Source organism: Nonomuraea fastidiosa (genome assembly GCF_042751225.1).
GTDB lineage: Bacteria > Actinomycetota > Actinomycetes > Streptosporangiales > Streptosporangiaceae > Nonomuraea > Nonomuraea fastidiosa.
In genome coordinates, this window is sequence record NZ_CP170570.1 from 5281346 (window position 1) to 5304392 (window position 23047).

The 23047-nt window shown below is 73.0% G+C and carries 21 protein-coding genes and 1 tRNA gene; 9 read left to right on the forward strand and 13 right to left on the reverse strand.

Annotation, left to right across the window (positions count from 1 at the left end):
* Positions 1 to 6: 6 nt before the first annotated feature.
* The 7 genes from ACFMQL_RS24570 to ACFMQL_RS24600 are packed head-to-tail and all read right to left on the reverse strand — an operon-like array spanning position 7 to position 6902.
* Complete coding sequence (locus ACFMQL_RS24570; RefSeq protein WP_364056723.1) at positions 7 to 810, reverse strand: transporter substrate-binding domain-containing protein; 804 nt, start codon at positions 808 to 810, stop codon at positions 7 to 9.
* Positions 807 to 2192 carry a hypothetical protein gene (locus ACFMQL_RS24575; RefSeq protein WP_378787177.1) on the reverse strand — a complete coding sequence of 462 codons (1386 nt, stop codon included), beginning with the start codon at positions 2190 to 2192 and terminating at the stop codon, positions 807 to 809. The genes ACFMQL_RS24570 and ACFMQL_RS24575 overlap by 4 nt, the downstream gene beginning before the upstream one ends.
* Entirely contained in the window at positions 2189 to 2602 is a 414-nt protein-coding gene (locus ACFMQL_RS24580) for an FHA domain-containing protein (protein WP_378787178.1), read from the reverse strand. Before ACFMQL_RS24580 ends, ACFMQL_RS24575 begins: the two co-directional genes overlap by 4 nt.
* Positions 2599 to 2841 carry a hypothetical protein gene (locus ACFMQL_RS24585; protein WP_378787180.1) on the reverse strand — a complete coding sequence of 81 codons (243 nt, stop codon included), beginning with the start codon at positions 2839 to 2841 and terminating at the stop codon, positions 2599 to 2601. The genes ACFMQL_RS24580 and ACFMQL_RS24585 overlap by 4 nt, the downstream gene beginning before the upstream one ends.
* Complete coding sequence (locus ACFMQL_RS24590; protein WP_364056714.1) at positions 2841 to 4127, reverse strand: VWA domain-containing protein; 1287 nt, start codon at positions 4125 to 4127, stop codon at positions 2841 to 2843. Before ACFMQL_RS24590 ends, ACFMQL_RS24585 begins: the two co-directional genes overlap by 1 nt.
* Positions 4120 to 4920, reverse strand: coding sequence for a protein phosphatase 2C domain-containing protein (locus ACFMQL_RS24595; RefSeq protein WP_378787181.1), 801 nt, complete (start codon positions 4918 to 4920; stop codon positions 4120 to 4122). Before ACFMQL_RS24595 ends, ACFMQL_RS24590 begins: the two co-directional genes overlap by 8 nt.
* A 35-nt stretch (positions 4921 to 4955) precedes the next feature.
* Entirely contained in the window at positions 4956 to 6902 is a 1947-nt protein-coding gene (locus ACFMQL_RS24600) for a tetratricopeptide repeat protein (RefSeq protein WP_364056708.1), read from the reverse strand.
* On the opposite strand from ACFMQL_RS24600, the gene ACFMQL_RS24605 reads away from it, so the two are divergent.
* The gene (locus tag ACFMQL_RS24605; protein WP_378787183.1) at positions 6892 to 7083 is read left to right on the forward strand and encodes a hypothetical protein; all 192 of its coding nucleotides are present in this window, start codon (positions 6892 to 6894) and stop codon (positions 7081 to 7083) included. The genes ACFMQL_RS24600 and ACFMQL_RS24605 overlap by 11 nt on opposite strands.
* A gap of 46 nt (positions 7084 to 7129) precedes the next feature.
* On the opposite strand, the gene ACFMQL_RS24610 is transcribed toward ACFMQL_RS24605, so the two are convergent.
* Positions 7130 to 8305: a hypothetical protein gene (locus tag ACFMQL_RS24610; protein ID WP_364056702.1), complete on the reverse strand. Its 1176-nt coding sequence runs from the start codon at positions 8303 to 8305 to the stop codon at positions 7130 to 7132.
* A 177-nt stretch (positions 8306 to 8482) separates the two neighbouring features.
* Here ACFMQL_RS24610 and ACFMQL_RS24615 point away from each other — a divergent pair, with 177 nt between their 5' ends.
* Genes ACFMQL_RS24615 through ACFMQL_RS24625 form a run of 3 tightly spaced genes read left to right on the forward strand, consistent with a single transcriptional unit; the run spans position 8483 to position 10418 of the window.
* Positions 8483 to 8641, forward strand: coding sequence for a hypothetical protein (locus tag ACFMQL_RS24615; protein ID WP_364056699.1), 159 nt, complete (start codon positions 8483 to 8485; stop codon positions 8639 to 8641).
* Between the two features lie 32 nt (positions 8642 to 8673).
* Positions 8674 to 9948 (forward strand): hypothetical protein, encoded by a 1275-nt coding sequence (locus ACFMQL_RS24620; RefSeq protein ID WP_364056696.1) that lies wholly within the window; start codon positions 8674 to 8676, stop codon positions 9946 to 9948.
* Positions 9945 to 10418 carry a hypothetical protein gene (locus tag ACFMQL_RS24625; RefSeq protein WP_364056693.1) on the forward strand — a complete coding sequence of 158 codons (474 nt, stop codon included), beginning with the start codon at positions 9945 to 9947 and terminating at the stop codon, positions 10416 to 10418. Before ACFMQL_RS24620 ends, ACFMQL_RS24625 begins: the two co-directional genes overlap by 4 nt.
* 113 nt (positions 10419 to 10531) lie before the next feature.
* Here ACFMQL_RS24625 and ACFMQL_RS24630 read toward each other — a convergent pair whose 3' ends face one another.
* Complete coding sequence (locus ACFMQL_RS24630; protein ID WP_364056690.1) at positions 10532 to 10849, reverse strand: YtxH domain-containing protein; 318 nt, start codon at positions 10847 to 10849, stop codon at positions 10532 to 10534.
* Positions 10850 to 10976: 127 nt separating this feature from the next.
* On the opposite strand from ACFMQL_RS24630, the gene ACFMQL_RS24635 reads away from it, so the two are divergent.
* The 3 genes from ACFMQL_RS24635 (at position 10977) to ACFMQL_RS24645 (ending at position 13981) form a co-directional block, all read left to right on the forward strand.
* Positions 10977 to 11048, forward strand: a tRNA-Asn gene (locus ACFMQL_RS24635).
* Between the two features lie 869 nt (positions 11049 to 11917).
* Positions 11918 to 13156, forward strand: a complete 1239-nt coding sequence (locus ACFMQL_RS24640) for a nitric oxide synthase oxygenase (RefSeq protein WP_378787187.1) — start codon at positions 11918 to 11920, stop codon at positions 13154 to 13156.
* 48 nt (positions 13157 to 13204) lie between these two features.
* Positions 13205 to 13981, forward strand: a complete 777-nt coding sequence (locus tag ACFMQL_RS24645; RefSeq protein WP_364056684.1) for an enoyl-CoA hydratase-related protein — start codon at positions 13205 to 13207, stop codon at positions 13979 to 13981.
* A gap of 49 nt (positions 13982 to 14030) precedes the next feature.
* Here the strand turns inward: ACFMQL_RS24645 and galK are convergent, their stop codons facing one another.
* Positions 14031 to 15146: a galactokinase gene (galK, locus tag ACFMQL_RS24650; protein ID WP_364056681.1), complete on the reverse strand. Its 1116-nt coding sequence runs from the start codon at positions 15144 to 15146 to the stop codon at positions 14031 to 14033.
* A 43-nt stretch (positions 15147 to 15189) separates the two neighbouring features.
* Between galK and ACFMQL_RS24655 the strand changes: the two genes are divergently transcribed.
* Positions 15190 to 16029: a 1-aminocyclopropane-1-carboxylate deaminase/D-cysteine desulfhydrase gene (locus ACFMQL_RS24655; protein ID WP_378787193.1), complete on the forward strand. Its 840-nt coding sequence runs from the start codon at positions 15190 to 15192 to the stop codon at positions 16027 to 16029.
* Here the strand turns inward: ACFMQL_RS24655 and ACFMQL_RS24660 are convergent.
* The 3 genes from ACFMQL_RS24660 to ACFMQL_RS24670 form a co-directional block, all read right to left on the reverse strand.
* Positions 15963 to 16634, reverse strand: a complete 672-nt coding sequence (locus ACFMQL_RS24660; RefSeq protein ID WP_378787194.1) for a DUF6766 family protein — start codon at positions 16632 to 16634, stop codon at positions 15963 to 15965. The two genes, ACFMQL_RS24655 and ACFMQL_RS24660, sit on opposite strands and share 67 nt — an antisense overlap.
* Before the next feature lie 79 nt (positions 16635 to 16713).
* A complete protein-coding gene (locus ACFMQL_RS24665; protein WP_378787196.1) occupies positions 16714 to 17109 on the reverse strand; it encodes a hypothetical protein in 396 nt (131 codons plus the stop codon).
* A 57-nt stretch (positions 17110 to 17166) separates the two neighbouring features.
* Entirely contained in the window at positions 17167 to 17712 is a 546-nt protein-coding gene (locus ACFMQL_RS24670; RefSeq protein WP_364056672.1) for a hypothetical protein, read from the reverse strand.
* 122 nt (positions 17713 to 17834) lie between these two features.
* Here ACFMQL_RS24670 and ACFMQL_RS24675 point away from each other — a divergent pair, with 122 nt between their 5' ends.
* The gene (locus tag ACFMQL_RS24675; RefSeq protein ID WP_378787198.1) at positions 17835 to 23000 is read left to right on the forward strand and encodes a tetratricopeptide repeat protein; all 5166 of its coding nucleotides are present in this window, start codon (positions 17835 to 17837) and stop codon (positions 22998 to 23000) included.
* Positions 23001 to 23047 lie beyond the last annotated feature (47 nt).

Below are 23047 nucleotides of genomic sequence, written 5' to 3' on the forward strand. Positions count from 1 at the left end.
AGCCCGTTACGAGCAGCCCTCGAACTGGGGCACGGCGACGGTGTCCAGGGGCAGTGACCCGCCGAACCACTTCTTCAGCAGCTTCTCGGCCGTCCCGTCCTGGTACATCTCGGTGATCGCGCGGTTGACCTCCTCGCAGCCCGCCACGTCGTCCTTCCGCAGCCCCACGCCGGTGCGCTGCTCGTTGAACTGGGCGTTGTTCAGCGTCAGCCCCGAGCCGTCCTGCTTGGCCAGCCCGGCCAGGATGACGTCGTTGGTGGTGACGGCGTCCACCTGGCGGTTCTTCAGCGCCGCCAGGCACTGGGCGTAGTCGCGCACCGGCACCACCTGCGCCTTCACCCCGCGCTCGTCCACGACCCGCTGGGCCGCGTTCGCGCCCTGCACCTCGCAGATCCGGCGCCCCTCCAGCTCGCGCACGTCGCCGATCCGTTCGCCCGGCCTGGTCAGGATGTCCTGGTACGAGATGTGGTACGGCCCCGCGAACAGCACCCGCTGCTTGCGGTCCTGATCGATCGTGAACGTGGCCAGCACCATGTCGGCCCGCCCGTCGGCGAGCACCTTCTCCCGGTCGGCGGCCAGCACGCCGCGGAAGGTGAACTCCTTGTCCAGCTTCCCGGCGATGTAGGCGGCCACGTCCACGTCGAAGCCCTCGAACGTGCCCTTCGCACGCTCGAACCCGACCGACGGCAGGTCGGAGCGCACCCCGATGACCAGCCGGTCCTTGTCGAGGATCGACTCCCGCCCGTCCGCAGCGCAGCCCGAGACCGCCACCGAGGCCAGGAGCAGCGCCACCGTCAGCACTCGCTTCATCGGTACTCCTTGAGTCGTGGCCACACCCCGGCGATCACCAGCAGCCCGATCGCGCCGATGGCGTAGGGGAGCAGCCGCCACAGGTCGTCGAGCGCGCCCTCGCCCTGCGCGGTGGCCCGTGCGAGCACCCCCTGGTGGGTGCCGGCCAGCGCCTTCAGCGCGTCGTCGTAGGCGGTGAACGCGCCCGTGACGGGCCCGATCCTGGCGGCGACGGCCTCGTTCGTCCGCTTCTCGTCGACCAGCGCGCGGAACTTCTCGTCCTCCGTCTGGAACGCCTGGTACGCGCGGAAGACCGCATGCCCCTGAGAGCCGACGAGCTCGGGCCCCAGCATGCCGAGGAAGTTCGTGGAACCCGCGGTCACCTGGTCGTGGTAGGCGTCCAGGTTGCCGACGTCGTAGAAGACGAGCGACAGCGACTTGTCGAAGTACGTGTGCTTGTAGGTGTCGGCGCGCTCCTCGTCCAGCAGAGCACGGCTCTGGTCGCCCTGCATGCTGTTGCTGATCGCCCGCGCCTTGGCCAGCGTCAGCACCGAGTCGAACCCCGTGTTCTTGGCGGTGCGCAGCGCCTGCTCGTCCTGGCCGAGCACGTGCACGCCGAACCCCAGCGCCACCGCCGTCGTCACGGTCGCCACCACCAGGGCGGGCCCGAACACGCGGCGGAAGCGGCGCGCCAGGAACACCTGGAGCCAGATCAGGCAGCCCAGCGCGATCAGCCCGGTCACCACGACGACGGCCCGCCACAGCGGCACCCACAACGCCTTCTCGTCGTAGGTGGCGCGCACGATCGTGCCGTTCTCCAGCGTCAGGTTGTACGCCTGCGGCAGCAGCACCTGCCGCATGAGGTCGGTGGCCTCCCGATAGGTCCGCACCACCTCCTCGGGCGGCGGTCCCGCCGCGTGCCCCGCCTTCTCGTCGAGCAGCAGCGCCTGACCGGCGAGCATGTCGTAGCGGCCGAGACCGTCGAGTATGGACCGCACGGTCGTGCGCTCGGCCTCGTCGTCGAGCGACAGCTCGTACGCCTTCAGCAGCGCCGCTCCCGCCTCGGCCCGCCGCTTGTCGTAGGCCTTCGTGGCCTCCTGCCGCTGCTGCGGGTAGTCCTTGCCCATCACCAGCGCGTTCGCGACCTGCGCGTCCATGTCGCTGAGCGCCAGGTAGAGCCCGGCGGTGGCGACGACCTGCGGGCCGGCGTCGCGGCCGATCACCCGCAGCCCCTCGCGGGCACTGGAGCCGCCGGCGGCGAGCGCGGCGAACAGCAGGGCCAGCGACACGACCGTGACGCCGGTGATGAGGCGGATCCGGCCGGGGACGCTGCGCCGGCGCGCGGGCGGGGGAGCGGCGGGTGCCCGGGTGACGGCGCCCGCCGGGGTCCGCACCATCGTCATGGCGTGCCCTCCCTGATGGTGATGACCGTCCAGGCGCCCAGGTGGATGCGGTCGCCGGGGCCGACCCTGGTCGGCACGTTGGTCTGCAGCGTGCGGCCGTTGACCTGGGTGCCGTTGGAGGAGCCCGGATCCACCAGCAGCCACCCGCCGTCGGGCTGCGCGAGCAGCACCGCGTGCAGGTGGGAGACGCCGGGGTCCTCGGGCGGCCCGGTCAAATCGATCTCGGGCGTGATGTTCCTGGCCCTGCTGCGCCGCCCGATGCGCACCTGCTCGCCCAGCAGCGGGAAGGAACGCTCGGGACAGTACGGCGGGAACTGCATCGCGGCGGCGTCCGGCCCGCCCTCGGCGATGACCTTGTCGAAGTACGCCCGGTCGGCGGCGGCGACGGCCTCCCACCGCACGCCGGTCACGGGGACGGGGCCGGCGTGGCACCGGTGAAGTCGTGGCCGCACACCTCGCAGAACTGCCCCGCCCTGGGCGTCTGGCAGATCGGGCAGTTCTCGGCCGGCTGCGCCTGCGTCTCAGGCTGGGGAGCTTGGGCTCGGGGCTGGGGCCGCGACACCGGCCGGGCCGGCGGGGCCATCTGGATGCCGCAGACGTCGCAGTAGTCGTCGGCCCCCGACGCGTGTCCCTGCGGGCAGGTCGCCATCAGCTTCCCTCCTTCCGCAGCCGGCTGGTGCGCACCGACCCGGTGTCCAGCTCGATCTCGTCGGCCTTGTCCACGTGGCGCCGCAGCCGCGCCGTGCCGGTGGCCGGATCGACCTCCACCACCTTCTCCAGCAGCCGCGCGGTGTCCTCGCGGCCCGACTCCTCGGCCAGCCGGTGCGCCTTGGCCAGGCGCGCGGTGGCGGTGTCGGCGTCGCCCATCGCGCGGGCGCTCAACCCCTCCTGGATCAGGTCGTGCAGCTCGGCCTGGCCCGTGTAGTGGGCGACCTTGCGGTTGATCTGGGTGGACGCCGCCAGGTCGTCGGTCCACTGCGCCAGCACGTTGCCGCTGGCCAGGACCTCCTGGGTGTCGGGGCGTACCAGCTTGACCCAGCCCGCCCGGATCTCCTGGCCGATCTGCCCCTGCGGCACCTCGACGCAGATGTGGTACTCGCGCTCCTCCTGCCCCCACGAGCCGGTCGGGTAGTCGCCGGTCAGCGGGTTGACGTCGGTGCGCTTGCCGGTCAGGTCGAGCAGCGTGGGCGAGACCTGCTTGACGAACTTCAGCCGCGCCGCCTGCGGCGTCCACACCCGCAGCGACAGCTCCGCCACGGTCTTGCTCATCGACGCCTGCGTCAGCCTGCGGAAGTACTCCGGCAGGTCCTCTTGGTTGCGTACGAAGTCGAACGTGCCCAGCATCGCCTCGGCCACCTTGCGCAGCTCGGCCGGCACCCAGTCGTCGCCCACGCCCAGGCTGTCCACCACGAACTTGCCGCTCCAGGCCGCCAGCACGTTGGCGAAGGTGTCCTCGCCCTCGTTGTTCTGCCCGTCGGTCATCAGCAGCGCGTGTTTGATCGCCGAGGGGTGCGCGGTCAGCAGGTGACCCGCCATCTTGATCCACGCGCCGATCGCGGTGCCGCCGTGCGCGGTCAGCTTGGAGATGGCCCGTTCGGCCTCGGCCCTGGTCGCCGGGTTCGCCACGGCCAGGCCGTCGCGGCTCGTGGGATAGACGACCCTGGCCCGGTTCGTTCCCGAGATCACCGCGAAGTGCACGCCGTCGCGCAGCGTCTGCACCGCCGTCGTCGCCGCCATCCTGGCCTCGCGGATCTTGCTGCCGCTCATCGAGCCCGACGTGTCCACGATGATCACCTCGGCCGCCTCCGTCGAGGCCGCCTGGACGGTCGCCGCCCCCGTCGCGCTGACGGTCAGGATCGCGTGCACCTCGCGGCCATCGAGAGGGAGGTACTTGTTCTGGTCGATGGTCAGCGTGAAGGCAGGCTGGTCACTCATGAGCCTCTCCTAGGGGGATCACGACGATGGTCACGTTGTCCTGGCCACCGGAGTCGAGCGCGTGGCGCAGCATCTCGCGCGCCATCTCGACCGGGGTGCCGGACGCGGGGAAGGCGTAGCCCTCCAGGTAGCGCCACAGGCCGTCGCTGCACACCAGCAGCAGGCCGGGCCTGGGCGGGGTGAGGGTGCGGACGTGCGGCGCCGCGCCGTCGGCGTCGGCGCCGAGCCAGGCGGTGATCTCGCCGGTCGCCACCACGTCGTCCTCGGTCAGCAGCTCGCCGCCGGGCAGCAGGTACGCCCGCGTGTCGCCGGCCCACGCCAGCCGCACGCGTCCGCCTGGCTCGGCCACGGCCGAGACGTACGTACAGGCGGGCGCGTCGTCCAGCGAGGTCGCCAGCTTGGCCACCGCCCGCCCGGCCAGCGCGAACGCCTCCTCCTCCGGCAGCCCCCTGGCGAGCGCCGCCGCCGCGGTCTCGACGGCCACCGCGGACGCTTCGTCGGCGCGGGGCGAGCTGCCCACGCCGTCGCACACCACGGTCACCACCGAGCCGCCCGCCTCCAGCAGCGCCACCGCGTCCTCGTTGCGGGCCCGCCGCAGCCCCTTGTCGGTCAAAGCGGCGGCGCCGCCCGGCAGCACCAGCTCGGCGTGGTCGCGTCCGGTCGGCTGGCGCAGCCCGCACCGCTCGCAGTAGCCGTCGGCGTCCACCGCCGCCGCCCCGCACGAGGCGCAGGTGGGCGAGCCCAGCGGATGCCCGCACGCCTCGCAGTAGGAGTCGCCGGGCATGACGGACATGTCGCAGACCGGGCAGGCCGGCCCGTTGCCGCCCATCACCACCACGTCCTGGGCCGCACCGAGTTGGCGAGGTCGATGAACGCGTGCCGCTCCTGCCGCGAGTCGGCGTGCGCGGCGAGCCTGCGGTAGATCGATTCGAGCCGCCGGCGCAGCCCCTGCTCGGTGAACGGCGCGCCGGCCAGCGTCAGGTCCTTCGGCGGTGACGGCGGGCCGGTCTCCAGCCAGTCCAGCGCCCCGCGCAGCAGCTCGGCGGTGAGCACGTCGCGCTGCCGCCCGTCGATGCCCTTCAGCCCGGTCACCCGCTCGACGGCGGACACCAGATCGGACGGCGTGAGCCCGCTCAGGTCCGGCCGCCGCACGACCGAGGCCGCCAGCGCCACCTGCGCCGCCACCCGGTAGACCGACGTCGAGGGCACCTCGTCCAGCACGTTCATCCGGCCTGACCTGGCCAGCCCGAACGCCGCGCTGACGTAGGCGCGGTCGGTGCGCCAGACGAGGTCGTACCAGCCGGCCGCGGGCCTGCCCGCGCACTCCAGCGCGAAGGCGAGCGCCAGCTTCGGCGCGGGCTCGCCGGGCAGCGCCGACAGGCACGCGTCGAAGCACGCCACCGCCATGTCCGCCTGGCCGCCGGCCAGCGCGAACACCCCGCGATACCAGGTGACCCGCCAGTCGCCGGGCAGCTCGTGGTCGAGGTCGTCCAGCGCGGCCGGCGCCTCGGGCGAGACGTCCTCGGCCAGCAGCCTGACCCGCATCAGCTTCGTCTCCGGCGTCTGCGTCATCCCGGCGAGCTGGGCGAGCAGCTCAGGCCCTTCGCTGCCGAGCAGACCGGCGAGCGCGCCCGCCGCCGGGTCGCCAGGGTCGGTCAGCGGCACCGGCAGCGCCGCCGCGGCCGCCCGCGGGTCGAGCGGGCCGAACACCTGCTCGCGCGACTCCGACAGCGCCGTCCCGACCGCCGTGCGCTCCGGGCCGAACAGGGACGACATCGCCGGGTACGGCACGCCCTCCTCGAGCGCGCAGACCTCCCGCAGCACGCCGACGAGCTGCTCCTCCATCTCCCACGCGCTCTGGAACCTGTCGGCGGGATCCGGCGCGGTCGCCCGCCGCAGCAGCCGGGTGAACGACGGGTGCCCGCAGTCGTCGGGCAGCGGATTCGGCACGCCGCCCGACGTCGGGCTCCAGCCGGGGACCGCCAGCACCGCCAGCGTCCTCGCCACCGTGTACAGGTCGGAGGCCACCGACGACGGCCGCGTCTCCAGCTCGGGGGCGTGGTAGCCGGGCGTCACCCACGACGAGCCCACCGGCGAGCCGAACGGCTGCACCGCGCCCATGTCGATGATCTTGAGCCCCTTGCCGACCCTGATCACGTTCGCCGGCTTGAGGTCGCAGTAGACCAGGCCCTGCTCGTGCAGGTAGCCGAAGGCGTGCAGAATCTCGCGCCCGTACATGAGGGCCTCGCGCAGCGGCAGCGGGCCCTGGCGGCGCAGCTCGTGCAGGGACTGGCCGCCGACGTACTCCATGACGATGTAGCTGTGGCCGCCGGCGCGGACGAAGTTGTAGATCTTGACGATGTTGGGGTGGTCGACCGTGGTGAGGAACCTGCGCTCGGCCTCCGCCACCCTGAGCGCCTCGGGGTCCATGGTGTTGAGCAGGCCCTTGAGCACCACCCAGCGGCCGTCCAGGTTCTCGTCCGAGGCGAGGTAGATCCAGCCGAGCCCGCCGTGCGCCAGGCAGCCGAGCACGCGGTACTGATCGCCCACCAGGTCACCCTTGGCCAGCTTCGGCGTGAACGAGAACTGGGTGCCGCAGTGCCTGCAGAACCCGTCGGTCAGCCCAGGACGCCCGTCGCGGGAGCGGCCCACCGGCTTGCCGCAGGCCGAGTTCGCGCAGAACCGCTTCTCCTCCGGCACCTGCGGATCGGCCATCACCGCCGTCGCCGGGTCGCGGTAGGGCACCGACGGCAGGTCGGCGATCGTGGCCAGCACTCCGGCCCGTGACCTGCCGCTGCCCGACGGCGAGCTGACCGACCTGCTCACCGGCCGGGTCTGCAGCGGGTCGGGCGCCGGGCTCGGCGACGTGCTCGACGACGTGCTCGACGACATGCTCGGCGACGCGGCCGCGGGGATCGGAGGCGGGCTCTCGGCCATGCCGCAGAGGTCGCAGTAGCCATCCTCGATCGTGCCCGTGCAGCCGGGCTGCGCGCAGCGGCTCATCACTCACCTCCGTGGATCGCGCGCTGGTAGTCATCGACGGCCGCGGCCGCCCGCGTCAGATCGCACGGGGCGGTCCAGAGCAGGGCGCGCGCCAGCTCGTACCGTTCGGTCGTCTCCGGGTCTTCTGCCAGCCCCTTGCGTACGGCCATCGCCTGGCAGGCGCCGAGCCGCCCGCGCAGCTCGTCACGCCGCGCCAGCAGGCCGTACAGGGCTCTCGCGGTGGTGCGCGCCCGCTCCTCGGCGGCGCGCACCTCGTCCTCCAGGGCCGCGAGCCGCTTGGCCCGCAGCACCCAGGTGCCGGCGGACACGTCGAGCGCGGCCAGCTCCGCCGCCAGCGGCTCGACCCTGCTGCGCGGCTGTGCCTGCGGCGGCAGGGCGATCTTGACGACGACCGCGCCGTGGGCCAGCCGCTCCTCGCTCTCGGCCGCGCGTACGCGATCGAGAGCGGCCACCAGGTCCTCCCTGCGCCGGGCGTACTCGGCCTTGACCGTCACCGCCTGCTCGTGCTCGGCCCGGCCGGCGGCCAGCAGGCCCGCCACCCGGTCGAGGTCCTGCTCGATAGGCGGGCCGAGCGGATCCTCGACGACCGCCGACCGCAGCCGCGCCAGCTCCGCCTCCTCGACCGCGTACGCCGCGCCGGGATCGTCGTCCTCACCCAGCTCGCGCGCCAGCTCCCTGATGCGGCGCAGGTCGGCGGCGGCCTCATCGAGCCGGGGGAGCAGCGCGTTCCACACGGCGTCGATGTCGTTGAGCGCTCCCGTGACCTCCTGGAAGGCGGTGTCCATGCGGATCACGGCCTCGTCGAGCGTCAGCCGTTCGTCGGCCTCACCGCGTAAAGAGCGCCGCTCGACCGGCTTGGCCGCGGCGCGCAGCACCACCGACTCGCCCGCCAGCAGCTCGGTGAGCCGGGCCAGCTGCTCCGCGCCCAGCCGGGTGCGGCTCGCCCTGACCTGCTCGGCCTCCCGCAGCACGGCGCGGTAGGCGTCGTACAGCGACCACAGCGCGGTCAGCGACTCCCTCGCCTTGGCCCAGCGCCGCTCGGTGGCGCCGCGCAGCTTCGCGTCCTTCAGCAGCCGGTACGTGGTGTGGGACTCGAGGTCGAGCAGGTCGCCGGAGATGCGGTCGCGTTCGTCGGCGCGCGTACGCAGGGCGTGATCGGCGCCTTCGCGGCTCATTGGTGGTCCCAGGCTCATCACGCTCCCCGTGAGGAGGCCCCCCGTAGCCCCGTTTATACCGGCTGAACGGCCGGTTCAACGGCTTTAGTTCCTTTAGCTCGGGGACGCCCCTGACTTGTCCCTGATCTAACCCCTGGCCGCCTGCAAACGACTTAACGATCTCTTAGCGTTTCGGACATGGGACGTGTACTTCTGATCGTCGCGGCCGTCATCGCCGCGCTCTTCCTGCTCGGCCCTCTCGTGGGATTCGTCTTCGACCTGCTCAAATGGGCGCTCGTCATCGGCCTGGTCCTCTTCGGCGTCGCGTTCGTGTCGAAGATGCTCAAGCGGACGTAGCATCCCGCCGGATCCCCGGTCATAGTTGGAAGATGGAGGCGCGGCCTGCCGTAGACGATGCCGCGCTCGGGCGCGAGGCTCTGGCCGTGCTCGAGGCGAACTGGACGGGCACGGGCACCGTGCCCGCGCCGGGGCTCTATCCCCACCAGTGGAGCTGGGACTCCGCGTTCATCGTGATCGGCCTGGCCAGGCACCGGCCGGACCGGGCCCGCGACGAGCTGCTCAGCCTGCTGCGCGGGCAATGGGCGACCGGGATGGTGCCCCACATCGTCTTCCACACCCGCGAGGCGTACTTCCCCGGGCCCTCCGTCTGGCGCTCGCAGGAGCACGACGCCGCGCCCGGCGTGCTCACCTCGGGACTCACCGCGCCGCCCCTGCACGGGCTGGCGCTGTGGTGGCTGTACCGCCACACCGGCGACGCCGCGTTCGTCCGCGCGACGTACCCGGCGCTCGCCGCCCAGCACGACTACCTCGCCGCCACCCGCGACATCGGCGGCGCGGGGCTGGCCGCGATCGTGCACCCGTGGGAGTCGGGCATGGACGACAGCCCGGCATGGGACGAGCCGCTCACCGCCGTCCCCGCCCCCCGGTACGGCAACCGCGCCGTCGAGATGGAGGAACGCCACCCAGGCGGCGACCATGACCGCTACGTCTGGCTCGCCATGCGCTACCGCGACGCCGGCTACAGCCCTGAGTACCTGCGTGACGAGCATCCGTTCGCGGTCGAGGACCCGATGTTCAACGGGATCTGGCTGGCCTCCTGCCAGGCCATGGCCGAGCTGGCGCCGCTCGCGGGCGCCGACCCCGCACCCCACGCCGAGCGGGCCGAGCGCATCAGGCAGGGGCTGCTCGACCGTCTCTGGGACGGCTGCTTCTACGCCAGGGACCTGCGTACGGACCGGCTCATCAAGGTGTGCACGGTCGGCTCGTTCGGTCCGCTGCTCGACCCCGAGCTGCCCGCAGGACACCTCCAGGCGGCCGTCGAGACGCTGGAATCGGCCAGGTTCATGGGGGCGTCCGGCTACCCCGTGCCGAGCTGCGAGATCCGCGCCGCCCAGTTCGACCGCACCCGCTACTGGCGGGGCCCCTCCTGGGTGAACACCAACTGGCTGCTGCGCAGGGCCGCCGCCGTGCACTCGCTCGACCACCTCGGCCGCCAGCTCGCCAACGGCACCCTGCGCCTGGTCAGGCAGGCCGGGTTCCGCGAGTGCTTCGACCCCTTCGACGGCAGCGGGCGCGGCTGCCGGGACTTCTCCTGGAGCGCGGCGCTCACCCTCGACCTGCTCGCGGATAACGTGGAGCAATGAGTCTTTTCCGCCGGTTGCCCGCCGACGTGCGCACCTCGTTGAAGACGGAGCGCGGCGAGCGGGTGCTGACCTTCGCCGCATCCGCCGACGGCCACGTGGTGGCCACCAACCTCGCGCTCCACCTCTCCGACGGGACGCGGGTGCCGTACGAGGAGATCGACCGGGCGTCGTGGGACGAGACCGGCATCCACCTGACCACCACCGGCGGCGAGCAGTACCACGAGCTCATCGCCGACCCGCGGCTGCTGCCTGAGACCGTCCGGGAGCGGGTCAACTCCACGATCGTGGTCAACAAGCACGTCAGCCTGCCGGGCAGGGGCGGGGTGCGGCTGGTGGCGCGGCGTCCGCCCGGTGGCGAGGTGCTCGGCTGGACGCTCGTCTTCGACGACGGGCTCGACCCCGACGACCCCGGCCTGCGCGCGCAGGCCGAGCAGGCCCTGGAGGGCGTGCGGCGGAGCATGGGCGTCTGACCCTTAGGGGTCTTCAGGGGTCTTCAGCGGCATGGGCGGGGCGGGCTCAGGCGTGCGGGGGTGTACGCCCGCACACGCCCATGCCGTCTTCTGCGAACTTTCGTGAGAAGGGGTCAGTACGGGATGCCGCTCTCGCGGGTCTTCGGCTCGACGTTCTCCTCATCCGGCCAGCCGGTGCCCGTGTCGGGCTGATGCTCGTGCGAGCCGAGGAACGGGATCCGCCGCTGCAGCTGATCGCCCACCTTCGTCCTGGCCTTCCCCACGACCTTCGACGCCTGCGCGCCGACGATCCCGGCCACTTCCTGCACCCGGGGGTTGTCGGCGACGCGCTGCGCCGCCTGCTTGATCTGCTCGTAGCGCTCGCGGCCGGCGCGGCTGCCCAGCACGTAGCCGATCGCCAGACCGACAGCGAATGTCATCCGATAACGCATGTTGCACCTCCGCTGTCTCGGGCCTACCCCGCTCACGATGCGACACGCACTCCGAGAGTGCGCTAATCTATTCGTGCGCACCGCGGAGGGGCCGGAAAAGCCCCGACGAAGTGGGCAAACGGTTCGATCCCGCGTAGCTCAATGGCAGAGCAGCCGGCTGTTAACCGGCAGGTTATTGGTTCGAGTCCAATCGCGGGAGCTGCCATCAACCAAGAGGTTGGTAACTCAGGCCCTCTCACCTACGAGTGAGGGGGCCTGAGTCGTTCGCAGCGCCTCCTGACCCGGTCTTCGCAGTCCCAGCCGTCGTTTCCAGGGCCGTCCGGCCCGGCCCTCGTGGTCCCGGCCGTCGTTTCCAGGGCCGTCCGGCCCGGCCCTCGTGGTCCCGGCCGCCGTTTCCACGGCCGTCCGGCCCGGCCCTCGTGGTTCCGGCCGCCGTTTCCAGGGGTTTCGCACCGTCGCCGAGCGCTCCGCCCGATGGGCGCCGTGCGGAATCCGCCGCCTCCTCCGTGATCGGCTACGCGCTCATGCGCGGCGGCGACATGGCCCATATCGGCCGGCTGCGCCGATCTTCGAGACGCTCGGGCCCCCGACGATAAGTGATCTTCGTCACCCCGGGCGGCATCGGCGCCCCTCCGAAGTCCTTCCGGGGCGGCGAACCGTCTCGCGCCGGGCCGGATCGGAAGCGGCCGGGCCGTCCTCGCGGACGTGATCTGCGTCACGTTCGGCGCGCTCGGACGTCTCGTGGGGAGGCGATTCGGCGTGCGCCGGCCTCTGATCGAGTGCCTTCTCGAGAGTGATCTGGGTCACGTTGCCGAGGGGTGGTCCTGGTCTGCTCGGCGGGGAAAGGCGGCTGGGTCCCGATTTTCACGTTATGTAGTGCGATGGTGACGGGATTTCGTGATTCGCGGGACAAGGCGTGGGCCGGGGCGGCAGGATGGCGGAGCCGGTCGTCATGACCGGAGCCGCGGGCAGAAGTCGTGGAGGCGGGGAGAGGGCGCCTCCGGCAGGACGTGTCGCCGACCCGGAATCGGCGGGGCGATCCGATGACCGGGAAGTGCTGGTTGCCGCGTGACTACCTGGATCAGGTCCCTACGTCCCTTCGACGCGCCCGTCTCCAGGACGGTGAACGGGCGCACCATCGACCTCCGCGAGGCGGAGCGCTTCATCAGGCTCTTCCACGCCGAGAACCCCTCGGTCGGCGGCCTGCAGGCCAGGCTCCGTGACGTGGCCAGAGACGTGGCCCGCTACGGGACCTACACGCACACCTACGAGGAGCTGGAATTCGGCGCCCGGGTGGCCTGGCGCAACAGCAACCGCTGCATCGGCCGGCTGTACTGGCGTTCGCTCAAGGTCCGCGACCGCCGCGACGTGCACACGGCCGAGGGCGTGGCGCTGGAGTGCGTCGCGCACCTGCGCGCCGCCACCGGCTCCGGCAAAGCCTCCGGCATCGGCAGGAGTCCCGCCGCAGGCCCCGGCTCCGGCGGATGCCCCGGCGCAGACGCCGGGGGAGTCACCGGCTCCGGGAAGGGCGTCGGCCGGGGCAAGATCAGGCCGACGATCACCGTGCTGCCGCCCGACACGCCCACCATGCGCGCCCCGCGAATCGTCAACGATCAGCTCATCCGGTACGCCGGCTACCGCACCCCTGACGGCGTTGTGGGCGACCCGGCGAACGTGGCGCTCACCGAGGCCGCGCAGGCGCTGGGCTGGCAGGGCGGGGGCGGCATGTTCGACGTGCTGCCGCTGATCATCCACCCGGGCCGCGGCCGCCCGCTGCTGTGCAACCTGCCTGGCGACGCCGTGCTGGAGGTGCCGCTGACGCATCCCGAGTACCCGTGGTTCGCGGAGCTGGGGCTGCGCTGGCACGCCGTACCGGCCATCTCGAACATGTGCCTGGAGATCGGCGGCCTGTGCTACCCGTGCGCGCCGTTCAACGGCTGGTACATGGGGACCGAGATCGGTGCGCGCAACCTGGGCGACGAGGCCAGGTACAACCTGCTGCCCGTGGTGGCCGAGCGGCTCGGCCTGGACACCTCGACCGAGCGCTCCCTGTGGCGCGACCACGCCATGGTGGAGCTGAACGTGGCGGTGCTGCACTCGTTCGAGCGGGCCGGGGTGACCATGACCGACCACCACACCGAGTCGCGCCGCTTCCTCACCCACCTGGAACGGGAGGAGAAGGCGGGCCGGGTCTGCCCGGCGGACTGGTCGTGGATCGTGCCGCCGATGTCCGGCAGCGCCACCCCGGTCTTCCATCGCTACTACGACACCCGCGTCCTGACCCCCACCTTCGTCCACCACGACTGATCACCGTGTCCTTGCCTTCCCGGGCTAGAACATGGTTCTGTTGGGGGCATGGCGGAACTCGTGCTCTCCTCGCTCGACGACCAGGGCGTGCTGACCCTCACCTTCAACCGGCCGGAGACGCTCAACGCGTGGACCGACGCGATGGGCCGGCGCTACTTCGACCTGCTGGCCGAGGCCGAGTCCGATCCGGGCGTGCGGGTGGTGGTGGTCACCGGCGCGGGCAAGGGGTTCTGCTCCGGCGCCGACTTCAAGACGCTGAGCGCGATCCGAAGCGGCTCGTACGACGCGGCGCCCGACCCGCGCCCCAACACGTTCCCCACGACGATCCGCAAGCCGATCATCGCGGCCGTCAACGGGGCCTGCGCGGGGCTGGGGATGGTGCACGCGCTCGTCTGCGACCTGGTCTTCACCGCCGAGGAGGCCAAGTGGACGACGGCGTTCGCGCGCCGCGGACTGGTCGCCGAGTACGGGCTGGCGTGGGTGCTGCCCCGCGTGATGGGGCAGCAGCGGGCCATGGACGTCCTGCTGTCGGGGCGGGTCTTCACCGGCAGGGAGGCGTACGAGCTGGGGCTGGCCAACCGGGCGGTGCCGGGGGAGTCGCTGATGGAGGAGGTCCTGGCGTACGCGCGGGAGCTGGCCGTGCACAGCTCCCCGGCGTCGATGGCGGTGATCAAGCGGCAGGTGTGGCACGACTGGGAGGCCACGCTGGAGGAGTCGGCCAAGACGGCCGTGCACGAGATGCTGGCCTCGTTCGAGCGGCCGGACTTCGCGGAGGGCGTCGCGAGCTTCCTGGAGCGCCGCCCGCCGAACTTCCCGCCGCTGTGACCGGCCGTCTCTCCGGGGCGGCCCGGCAGAGACGGCCGGTCAGCGAACGTCAGGCGACGCGGTGGGCGCCCCGCGCCGGGGTGGCGGGCAGGAAGCGCGGCGCCTGGAAGCCGCGCTCGGCGTAGGCGGCCGACACCGACTCCTGCACGCTCTCCAGCCGCTCGACCGGCACCAGCGCGATGGCCGAGCCGCCGAAGCCGCCGCCGGTCATCCGCGCACCGCGCGCGCCGCCCTTCAGCGCGGCCTCGACGGCGACGTCCAGCTCGGGCGCCGACACCTCGTACTTGTCCCTGAGCGACAGGTGGGAGGCGTTGAGCAGCGCGCCGATCTCCGTGACGGCGCCCGCGCGCAGCAGGCCGACCAGCGCCTCGACGCGGTGGTTCTCGGTGACGACGTGCTCGGTGCGCTTGCGCTCGTCGCCCTGGAGCCGCTCCAGCGCGGCGGCCAGGTCGGTGACGTCGCGCAGCGCGGTCACGCCGAGCTTGCGCGCCGCGGACTCGCACTCGGCGCGGCGCTTGGCGTATTCGCCGCCGGCGTGCTCGTGGTGAACCTGCGTGTCGATGATGAGGATGCTCAGGCCGTGTGCGGCCAGGTCGAGCGGGATGGAGCGGGTGCCGAGCGAGCGGCAGTCGAGGAACAGCGCGTGCCCCTCCTCGCACAGGGCCGAGGCGGCCTGGTCCATGATGCCGCAGGGCATGCCGACGAAGTCGTTCTCCGCCTTCTGGCTGAGCAGCGCCAGCTCCATGGGCGTCATGCCGAGGTCGTGCACGTCGTTGAGCGCGGAGGCGACGGCCACCTCCAGGGCGGCGCTGGAGCTCAGGCCCGCGCCCTGCGGCACGTCGCCGTCGATGGCGATGTCGGCGCCGGCGACGCGGTCGCCGAGCATGGCGAGGACGCCGACGACGTAGCGGGTCCAGCCGCGCGACTCCTCGCGGGTCTCCATGACGACCGGCTCGCCGTCGGCGGACTGGAGCGACAGCAGGCGGATCCTGCCGTCGGCGCGCGGGGTGAGCGCCGCCGTGACGCCCCAAGGCACTGCGAACGGGAGCACGAAACCGTCGTTGTAGTCGGTGTGCTCGCCGATCAGGTTGACGCGGCCGGGCGCGCGCCAGACGGTTTGAGGGGCCGCACCGAAGGCGGCACGAAAAGCTTCAACAACGCGCATAAGCGAACACTCCTCAACATGGACCCGTCCGTAGACTAGCGCCATGGAGGAGTTCCTGGATCCAGCGCTTGGCCAGGTCCGGGTCTTCCTGCGTCACGACGACAACAAGCCGCGCAAACTGAAGTACAACCTCGGGCACGCGCGGCTGCTGACGTTCGGCGGCGCCTACTCCAACCTCATCAGGGCCGTCGCCGAGGCGGGTGCGCGTCACGGCATCGAGACGATCGGCGTCATCAGGGGCGAGGAGCACCTGCCGCTCAACCCCGTACTGGCCCGCGCCGCCGCCTGCGGCATGAAGCTCACCTACCTCGACCGCGCGACCTACCGGCGCAAGCACACCGAGGAGGTGCTGGCGCGGCTGCGCGCCGAATGGGGCGAGGATGTGACGATCCTGCCCGAGGGCGGCAGCAACGCGGCGGCCGTACGCGGGTGCGCGGAGCTGCCGGGGGAGATCGAGGACGACTACGACGTCATCTGCTGCCCGGTCGGCACCGGCGGCACGCTGGCGGGCATCGCGGCGGGGCTGCCCGAAGGGAAGCGGGCGCTGGGGTTCGCGGTCCTGAAAGGGGCCGCGTTCCTGGAGGACGAGGTGGCCAGGCTGCAGCGCGAGGCGTACGGGCGCACGTGGCGCAACTGGTCGATCGACCTCGACCACCACTTCGGCGGCTACGCACGTACGACGCCCGAGCTGGAGTCGTTCGCCGCCCGCCACGGCTTCGAACGGATCTATGTGGCCAAGATGATGCTCGGCATCGTCGACCTGGCCCGCCAGGGGGCCTTCGCGCCCGGCACCCGCATCGTCGCCGTGATCACCGGTCAGCCCCCCACGCTGGTCGAGGCGTGCGGCGCGCCCACCGGCTTCGACTCGGGCGAGCCGCGCTGACGCAGATAGATCGACAGCACCACCATCGACAGCACGGCGAGCAGCTCCGACTGCCAGTTCTGCAGGCTGCGGTCCCAGAACTCGCCCGAGGTGACGTACGAGCCCCACGTGACCGGATCGCGCAGGCCGCTGAGCCGCTGTGCGTTGTAGGCCGCATGCCCCGCCACCGACTGCGCCAGCCACGACAGCAGGAAGATCAGCCCCATCACCAGCCCGAGCGAGTTGCTGAACAGCCACAGGCGCGCCCCCTTCGCCCTGGCCCAGCGTGGGGAGTCCGGGTCCGCGTGGCGGCCGACGCGCTGCTCCTCGTCGGACTCCCGGCCCGCCCTGCCCGGCTCCTTCGACTCCGGTGAGCCCTTCTGCACCAGCCAGACCGTCAGCACGATGAACAGGAAGAACTGCAGGTACTCCGACTGCCAGTTCTCCGCCACGTTCACGGCGTACGACGAGGAGGCCACGTACGACCACAGCGAGACGGGCTCGCCGCCCTGGGCCGTCTGCTCGTCGTTGTAGTGGAACAGGCCCGCCACCGCCTGCCCGGCCACCGCGAGCAGGAACAGCACGAGGAACGTCAGCGCCAGCGAGTTCTCCTTGATCCACCTCACAGCCGCGACCACCCCAGGACGAAGAACCAGACCAGCCCGGCCGCGATCAGCAGCAGGGTCACCGTGAACACCGTGCGCATCAGTCGTCCACCTCGCAGTCGTAGGGCAGGTCGCCGGCCGGTGTGCAGCCCGCCGCCCTGACCTGCCAGCCGTCGGCGTAGCGGTGCAGGAAGAGCGTGTCGCCGCGCAGCCGTACCAGCGCCTCGTCGCCCCACACGCTCACCTCGGTGACCGCGCCTGCGGGGCCGAGCCGCAGCTCGCGCAGCGCGTCGGCGCAGCTCTGGCCCCGGTCGGGGAGTCTCTCTGCGGTCCTGCGGGCGAGCAGCGCGCACGCGGCCTCCTCCCGGTGGGCGGAGAGCGCGGCGTAAAAGCGCAGCGCGGCGCGCGCGGGAGCGGCCGTGTCCACGGCGCAGCCCGTCCCCGCGCCCAGAGCAAGGGGCAGGGTCAGGGCCGATACGGCGATCACCGGTCTCATGCGCCTGCCGCTACCCGGCGGAGGATCGCGCATGCGCGCGGCTCCCGAGACACCCGGTCAGCCGAGCTGGGCGAGCACCGGGGAGACGAGGGCGTCGAGCTCGCGGGCCAGCACGGTCACCGCGCGGTGTGCGCTCTGCTCGACCTCCTCGTGCGGGCCTTCAGGCTCCGGCGGCAGGCCGTCGAGCGGCAGCGGCGCCTCCACCAGCAGGGACGCGCGCAGGAACGGCAGCCGGGCGAGGTCCTGCTGGGTGGGTTCGACGTACTGGCCGAAGGTCTCCTGCCAGCCCGTCCAGCCGCGGTCGCGCCACCACGTGCGGTCGCGGCGCAGCTCCTCGGGCAGCGGGGAGACGATGCGCACCCGGGCGTACAGGCTGCCGTCCCAGGTGTTGCGGTGGCAGGTGGCCTCGAGGACGCGGCGGTCCCAGCGGACGAAGCCGGGGTCGAGGGAGGGCGGCGTGGCCAGCCGCCACGCGGTGCAGGCGAACCGTACGGGCGCGATGTCGCCCCACTCGAACTCGTCGAGGTTCTTCCTCACGTGCACGGCATAGCGCCCATCACGGTCTCTGTCGAACTCCTGGTCGATCCAGAACGCTCTGCCCATGCGCTCTACGCTACGGCGCTCCCCGTCCGCTTCGCGGGCGTACCGGAGATCTCCAATTGCGGTGTGACGTGAGTGACACATGTGTAGCTTTTTCACGATATTCGATGACTTTGGAGTGAGGAATGGCGTCAGAGCAGCTCGACGCGGCCATGAGCCACTGGAGAGCCGGAGATCTCGACCAGGCCGCCGCGCTGTTCAGGCAGATCGCGGCGACGGGGGACCCCGAGGCGTCCCACCTGCTGGCCGGCTTGTTGCAGGAGCAAGGAGATCTCGACGGCGCGGAGGCGGCGCACCGCGCGGTGATCCAGTCGGGCGACCCGGTGTTCGGGCAGCGCTCGGCCATGGCGATGGGCATGATGCTCGTCAACGCCAAGGAGTGGGCGGCGGCGCACCGCGTGCTGATGATCGCCTCGGACGGCGCCGACTTCGAGGTGGCCGCGCTCGCCGACACGGCGCTGGTCCTGGTCTGCACGCAGCTCGGCGACGCGGCGGGCGCGCAGGAGGCGCTCGAACGGGCCCGCCGGTGTGACAGCCCCGCCGTGGCCGAGCTGGCCGCCCGGCTCGAGCTGCCCGAGTTCCCGCCCGCGCAGGCCCCGCCCAAGGAGCTGTACGACGCCGCAGAGACCGAGGACGACTACCGCGCGCTGCTGACCTGCGGCGACCCCGAAGTGGTGTCGCTGGCCGCGTTCCAGCTCTACCGCATGTACGCCGACGCGGGCGACTTCGCCGAGGCCCGCGCCGTCTGCGAGCACGCCATCGCCGTCGGAACCCCCGACCACCGCGCCATGGCGCACAACCTGCTCGGCGCGGTGCTCGTCGATCTCGGCGAGTCCGCCGAGTCCGCCGCCGCCTACCGCGTCGCCGCCGAGCACCCCGACCCCGAGGTCCGGCTGCCCTCCCTCATCGAGCTGGCCAAGGTCACCGCGCAGCTCGGCGACGACGAGGAGACCAGGGCGATCTTCAACCGGGTCATCGCCAGCGGCCATCGCGAGCACGCCCTGCAGGCCCAGGCCTGCCTGGCGCAGCTCCACACCGAGGCGGGGGAGAGCGCACCCGCGCTGGCCGCGATCAGGGCCGTGCTGGAGGCGGGCGAGTGCGAATGGTCCTCCGCCTGCGTCACCCTGCTCGGCATGCTGATCGAGCAGCGGCCCGAGATACGCGACGAAGCCATGGAGCTGGCCAGGCTGGCGGCCGGGAACGCCGACCCCGACACCGCGTTCAAGGCCACGCTGCTGCTCGAACACGACGCCCGGCGGCGGCCGCCCGAAGACCCCGTGACCGAGCAGGCGCTCAACGACGTCGACGAGGGCCTGGCCAGGCTGCGCGAAGGCGACCTGGCCGAGGCCAGGCGGCTGCTGCGCGGTGCCGCCGACTCCGGCGCGCCCGTCCAGGCGCCGCGCGCCATGGTCGCGCTGGCCGGGCTCGAGCTGCGCGAGGGCGACCCCGAGCAGGCCGACGAGCTGCTGACGTACGTGGCCGAGGGCGACGACGTGCCGCAGGGCTTCCAGGCGGCGGTCCTGCTGCAGCTGCTGCACGCCTCCGGCGAGGAGCCGCACCCCGTCTTGAACGCCCTGCTCGACCACCAGTGGCTGGGCAGGGACGAGGGCCTGCACGGCTACCGCGCCGCCACCGAGCACCTCGATCCGGCCGTCGCGGCGCTCGGCACCGCCGTCTTCGCGCACGTGCTGGTCTCCACCGGCTACGACCCGTCCGAGGCGGCCGAGCTGTTCCTGTCGGCGGCGAACAGCGGTGACCCGCTGGCCCTGTCGTACGCGGCGGTGCTCGGCAAGGAGGTGCTGAGCGACCGGCGGCAGGCCACCGAGCTGCTGGAACGCGCCTACGCCGACGGGCATCCCGCGCTGGCCCCATGGGTGGGCGCCACGCTCGGCGGGCTGGTGGCCGATGACGATCCCGGGCGGGCGCGGGCGGCGTACGAAAGCGTCCTCCAAGGCCCGCACCGCGGGCTGCGGCTGGAGGCCGCCGCCGCGCTGGCCGAGATCTACGAGCGGCAGGGCGACCTGCTCGCCGCCTGCCGGCTGCACGAACGGCTCATCGCCGAGGGCGAGACGGAGCGCGCCGCGCTGCCGCTGGCCGTCACCCGGCTCAGGCTGGACGACGTGGCGGGCGCGCGGGCCGCGCTCGACCTGGGGACGGACGAGCTGAGCGGGTTCGGCAGGCTGGTGCTCGACCGGGACTTCGCCGCCGCCGCGCGGGCGATGCCCGAGGGCGATGCGGGGTCGATGGCGACCCGGCTGGCCATCGAGTGCGCGGGCGCCTGGCGGCACCTCGGGGAGATCGAGGCGGCCGACGGCGCGCTGTCGCTGGCGGTCGAGTCCGGGCATCCGGTGCCGCGCCAGCACGCCGCCTGCCTGCTCGGCGCGCTGCGCAGCGACGCGGGCGATCCGCGCGGGGCGGTCATGGCGTACCTGGCGGGGCTGGGCGAGGACGAGGAGCTGGACCGGCTGGCGCTGCGTGCGGCCGGTGCGCTGCTGCACGACCTCGGGGAGCACGACGAGGCCGTGAACGTGCTCTCCCGCCTGCCCGGCGACGACCGGGACGCGGCGCTCCTGCTCGGGCGGACGCTCGTGGACGCCGGCCGGGTGCCGGACGCTTTGGAGCGGCTGACCGCCTCGTTCGGCGCCGACGGCCCGGTGCTGGTGGCCGAGCGGCTGCACGAACGCGGCGACGCCCCTGCGGCCCTCGCCACCCTGACCGCCGCCGCCCAGGACGCTGCCGCCTCCCAAGATCCCGCTTCCCGGGACCCCGCCTCCCAGGACGGCGCTGTCTCGCAGGACGGCGCTGTCTTGCAGGACGGCGCTCCGGAGCGCGGCGCGGACGTGCGCGGCCCCTGGCGGGTGCCCGCGACGGCGCGTGCGGAGCGCCTGCTCGGCGTGCTGCTGGCCGAGACCGGAGAGCTGGAGGAGGCCAAGGCGGCCTTCGAACGCGCGGCGGCCCTCGACCCCGGCTCGGAGGCGGAGACCATGCTCGTCGCCGGCCGCAGCCTGCGGGCCGCCGGGGACGCCGAGTCGGCGGAGTTCGCGCTGGAACGCGCGGCGGCCCTGGCGGACGCCGGCACGTCCGCGCCTGCGGAAGGCAAAGAATCGATGCCGGCGGCGGATGGCGGCACGGCGGCGCCCACGGGCAGCAGCACGGCGTCGTCGCCGGACGGCAGGACGGCGGTGCCGGCGAAGGTCCGGGCGCAGCGCTTGGTCGGGGCGACGGCGCGGCACCTGCTCGGCAGGGCGGCGGCCGACGAGCTGCCGTGGGTGCTGGACGCCGAGGGCGATCGGGCGGGCGCGGAGGCGGCGCTGGCCGAGCTGACCGGCTCGCGTCCGCTGGCGGCGCTGCTGTTCGCGCTGCGGGACGGTGACGTGGCCCGCGTGCACGCCCTGCTGGCCGAGATCCCCGAGGGGCCCGAACGCGACGAGGCGGTCGGTCACGTCCTGGACGTGGCCACCGACCTCGACAGGGACCAGGCGGAGCGGCTGCTGCGCCCGCTCGTCGCGGACGGCGAGGCGAGGGCCGCGTTCGAGCTCGGCGCGCTGCTGGCCGCCGACGGCGACCACTGCAGGTCCGAGCTGTTCTTCCTGCGGGCCGCCGAGCATCCGGAGGCGGCGGCCGTGGCCTGGCACGACATCGCGATCGTCCGCCACCGCCGCAGCGACCCGGACGGTGCGGTCGAGGCCGCGATGGCCGGGCTGCCCCGTACCGGAGCGCTGGCCGCCCGGCTGCTCCAGCAGCGCGGCGAGCCGGAGCGGGCCCGCGAGGTGCTGGAGGGAGCGGCGGCGAGCGGCGACCTGGAGTCCCGCCGCGAGCTGCTCACCCTCCTCGTACGCGAGCAGGACCACGACACACTCGAGACCGAGGCAGCCCTGGCGGTGGAGAGCGGCGACCCGGAGACGGCGGCCACGGGCCACTGGGCGCGGGGAGCCTCGCTGGCGCTCAGGGGCCGCAAGGAGGAGGCGGCCGCCGCGTTCGCGCGGGGCGTCGAGGCCGCGCCCGGCGAGCTGGCCGCCTCCCTGCGCGTGGACCTGGCGGGCGTGCTGGAGGAGCTGGGCGACCGCGCAGGGGCCGCGCGCGAGCTGCGCGTCGCGGCGGGCTCCGGGCACCCGGCCGCCGTGGGCCGCGCGGGCGTGCGGCTCGGCGTGCTCGCGTACGAGGACGGCGACCTCGGCGCCGCCGCCCAGGCGTTCGCGCTGGCCCTCGGCACCCCCGTGGACGACCTGGGGATCGAGTCGCTGACCGGCCTGTCGCACGAGGCGTGCGAGCGCGGCGAGCACGCGCTGGCGCAGCGGGCGCTCGCGCTGATGGGCGAGCGGGCCGCCGACACCGCCCGCGCGCTGGGCGGCCGGTGCGCCGACCCCGACGCGGTGCCCGGCTACTTCGCGCTGGCCGGGACCGGCCCGTACGCGGAGCTGGAGGCGGCTCAGCGGCTGGCCGAGCTGGGCGAGAAGGGCCGGGCGCGGGAGACGTACGAGCGGCTGAGCCGCCACGACGACCCCGACGTGCGATTCGTCGCGGACGGCCGGCTCCTGGAGCTGCTGGACGCCGACGGCGACACCGAGGCCGTCTACTCCCTGGCCGAGCGGCAGGCGCGCGACGCCGAAAGCCCGGCGCGCGGCGTGTTCGGCGGCCTGCTCGGCATGCTGCAGGAGCAGCAGGGCGACCTGGAGGCGTCGCTGCGCACGCTGCGCGAGGCGGCGCGGGACGGCGATCCGACCGCGCTCACCCTGTACGCCCAGCGCCTCGCCGACGCCGGGCGGGTGGACGAGGGCCGCGAGGTCTACCTGCGGGTGCTGGAGTCCGGCGACGCCGACCTCGCGGCACGGGCGATGATCGCGCTCGGGCAGACGTACCACGACGAGGACGCGGCGCAGGCGCGCGCCTGGTACCGCAGGGCGGCCGAGGAGGCGGACGGGCACATCAGCGCGCTGGCCGCGATGTACCTGGGCGCGCTGGCCAAGCGCGAGCGCGACTTCCCCGAGGCGCTGACCTGGTACCAGCGGGTGATCGACTCGGGCGACTCCGAGTCCGGGCTCGCGGCGGCGCACCTCGGCGAGCTGTGCTATTGGCTGGGCGACCGCGACGGGGCGCTGCGCTTCTACGAGCTGACGCTGGGGCTGACCGAGCAGGCCGAGCTGGTCGCCGAGGCCGCCTGCCGCATGGGCGAGATCCGGTACGAGCGCGGCGACCTGGACCTGGCCCGCACCCTGCTGACCAGGGCGGTCGAGACCGGCGACCCGTCGTTCGCCCCCGAAGCGGAGGCGCTGCTCAGCAAGATCGGGTGAGCCTCCGCTTGCGCACAATTAAATGACTGAATAGCCTCATTTGGTCA

Excerpts from the sequence above, each read along its gene's own strand:
- ACFMQL_RS24570 (WP_364056723.1), bottom strand. The coding sequence starts at position 810 with ATGAAGCGAGTGCTGACGGTGGCGCTGCTCCTGGCCTCGGTGGCGGTC.
- ACFMQL_RS24575 (WP_378787177.1), bottom strand. The coding sequence starts at position 2,192 with ATGACGATGGTGCGGACCCCGGCGGGCGCCGTCACCCGGGCACCCGCC.
- ACFMQL_RS24585 (WP_378787180.1), bottom strand. The coding sequence starts at position 2,841 with ATGGCGACCTGCCCGCAGGGACACGCGTCGGGGGCCGACGACTACTGC.
- ACFMQL_RS24590 (WP_364056714.1), bottom strand. The coding sequence starts at position 4,127 with ATGAGTGACCAGCCTGCCTTCACGCTGACCATCGACCAGAACAAGTAC.
- ACFMQL_RS24595 (WP_378787181.1), bottom strand. The coding sequence starts at position 4,920 with ATGTCCGTCATGCCCGGCGACTCCTACTGCGAGGCGTGCGGGCATCCG.
- ACFMQL_RS24610 (WP_364056702.1), bottom strand. The coding sequence starts at position 8,305 with ATGAGCCGCGAAGGCGCCGATCACGCCCTGCGTACGCGCGCCGACGAA.
- ACFMQL_RS24615 (WP_364056699.1), top strand. The coding sequence starts at position 8,483 with ATGGGACGTGTACTTCTGATCGTCGCGGCCGTCATCGCCGCGCTCTTC.
- ACFMQL_RS24620 (WP_364056696.1), top strand. The coding sequence starts at position 8,674 with ATGGAGGCGCGGCCTGCCGTAGACGATGCCGCGCTCGGGCGCGAGGCT.
- ACFMQL_RS24625 (WP_364056693.1), top strand. The coding sequence starts at position 9,945 with ATGAGTCTTTTCCGCCGGTTGCCCGCCGACGTGCGCACCTCGTTGAAG.
- ACFMQL_RS24630 (WP_364056690.1), bottom strand. The coding sequence starts at position 10,849 with ATGCGTTATCGGATGACATTCGCTGTCGGTCTGGCGATCGGCTACGTG.
- ACFMQL_RS24645 (WP_364056684.1), top strand. The coding sequence starts at position 13,205 with ATGGCGGAACTCGTGCTCTCCTCGCTCGACGACCAGGGCGTGCTGACC.
- galK (WP_364056681.1), bottom strand. The coding sequence starts at position 15,146 with ATGCGCGTTGTTGAAGCTTTTCGTGCCGCCTTCGGTGCGGCCCCTCAA.
- ACFMQL_RS24655 (WP_378787193.1), top strand. The coding sequence starts at position 15,190 with ATGGAGGAGTTCCTGGATCCAGCGCTTGGCCAGGTCCGGGTCTTCCTG.
- ACFMQL_RS24665 (WP_378787196.1), bottom strand. The coding sequence starts at position 17,109 with ATGAGACCGGTGATCGCCGTATCGGCCCTGACCCTGCCCCTTGCTCTG.
- ACFMQL_RS24670 (WP_364056672.1), bottom strand. The coding sequence starts at position 17,712 with ATGGGCAGAGCGTTCTGGATCGACCAGGAGTTCGACAGAGACCGTGAT.
- ACFMQL_RS24675 (WP_378787198.1), top strand. The coding sequence starts at position 17,835 with ATGGCGTCAGAGCAGCTCGACGCGGCCATGAGCCACTGGAGAGCCGGA.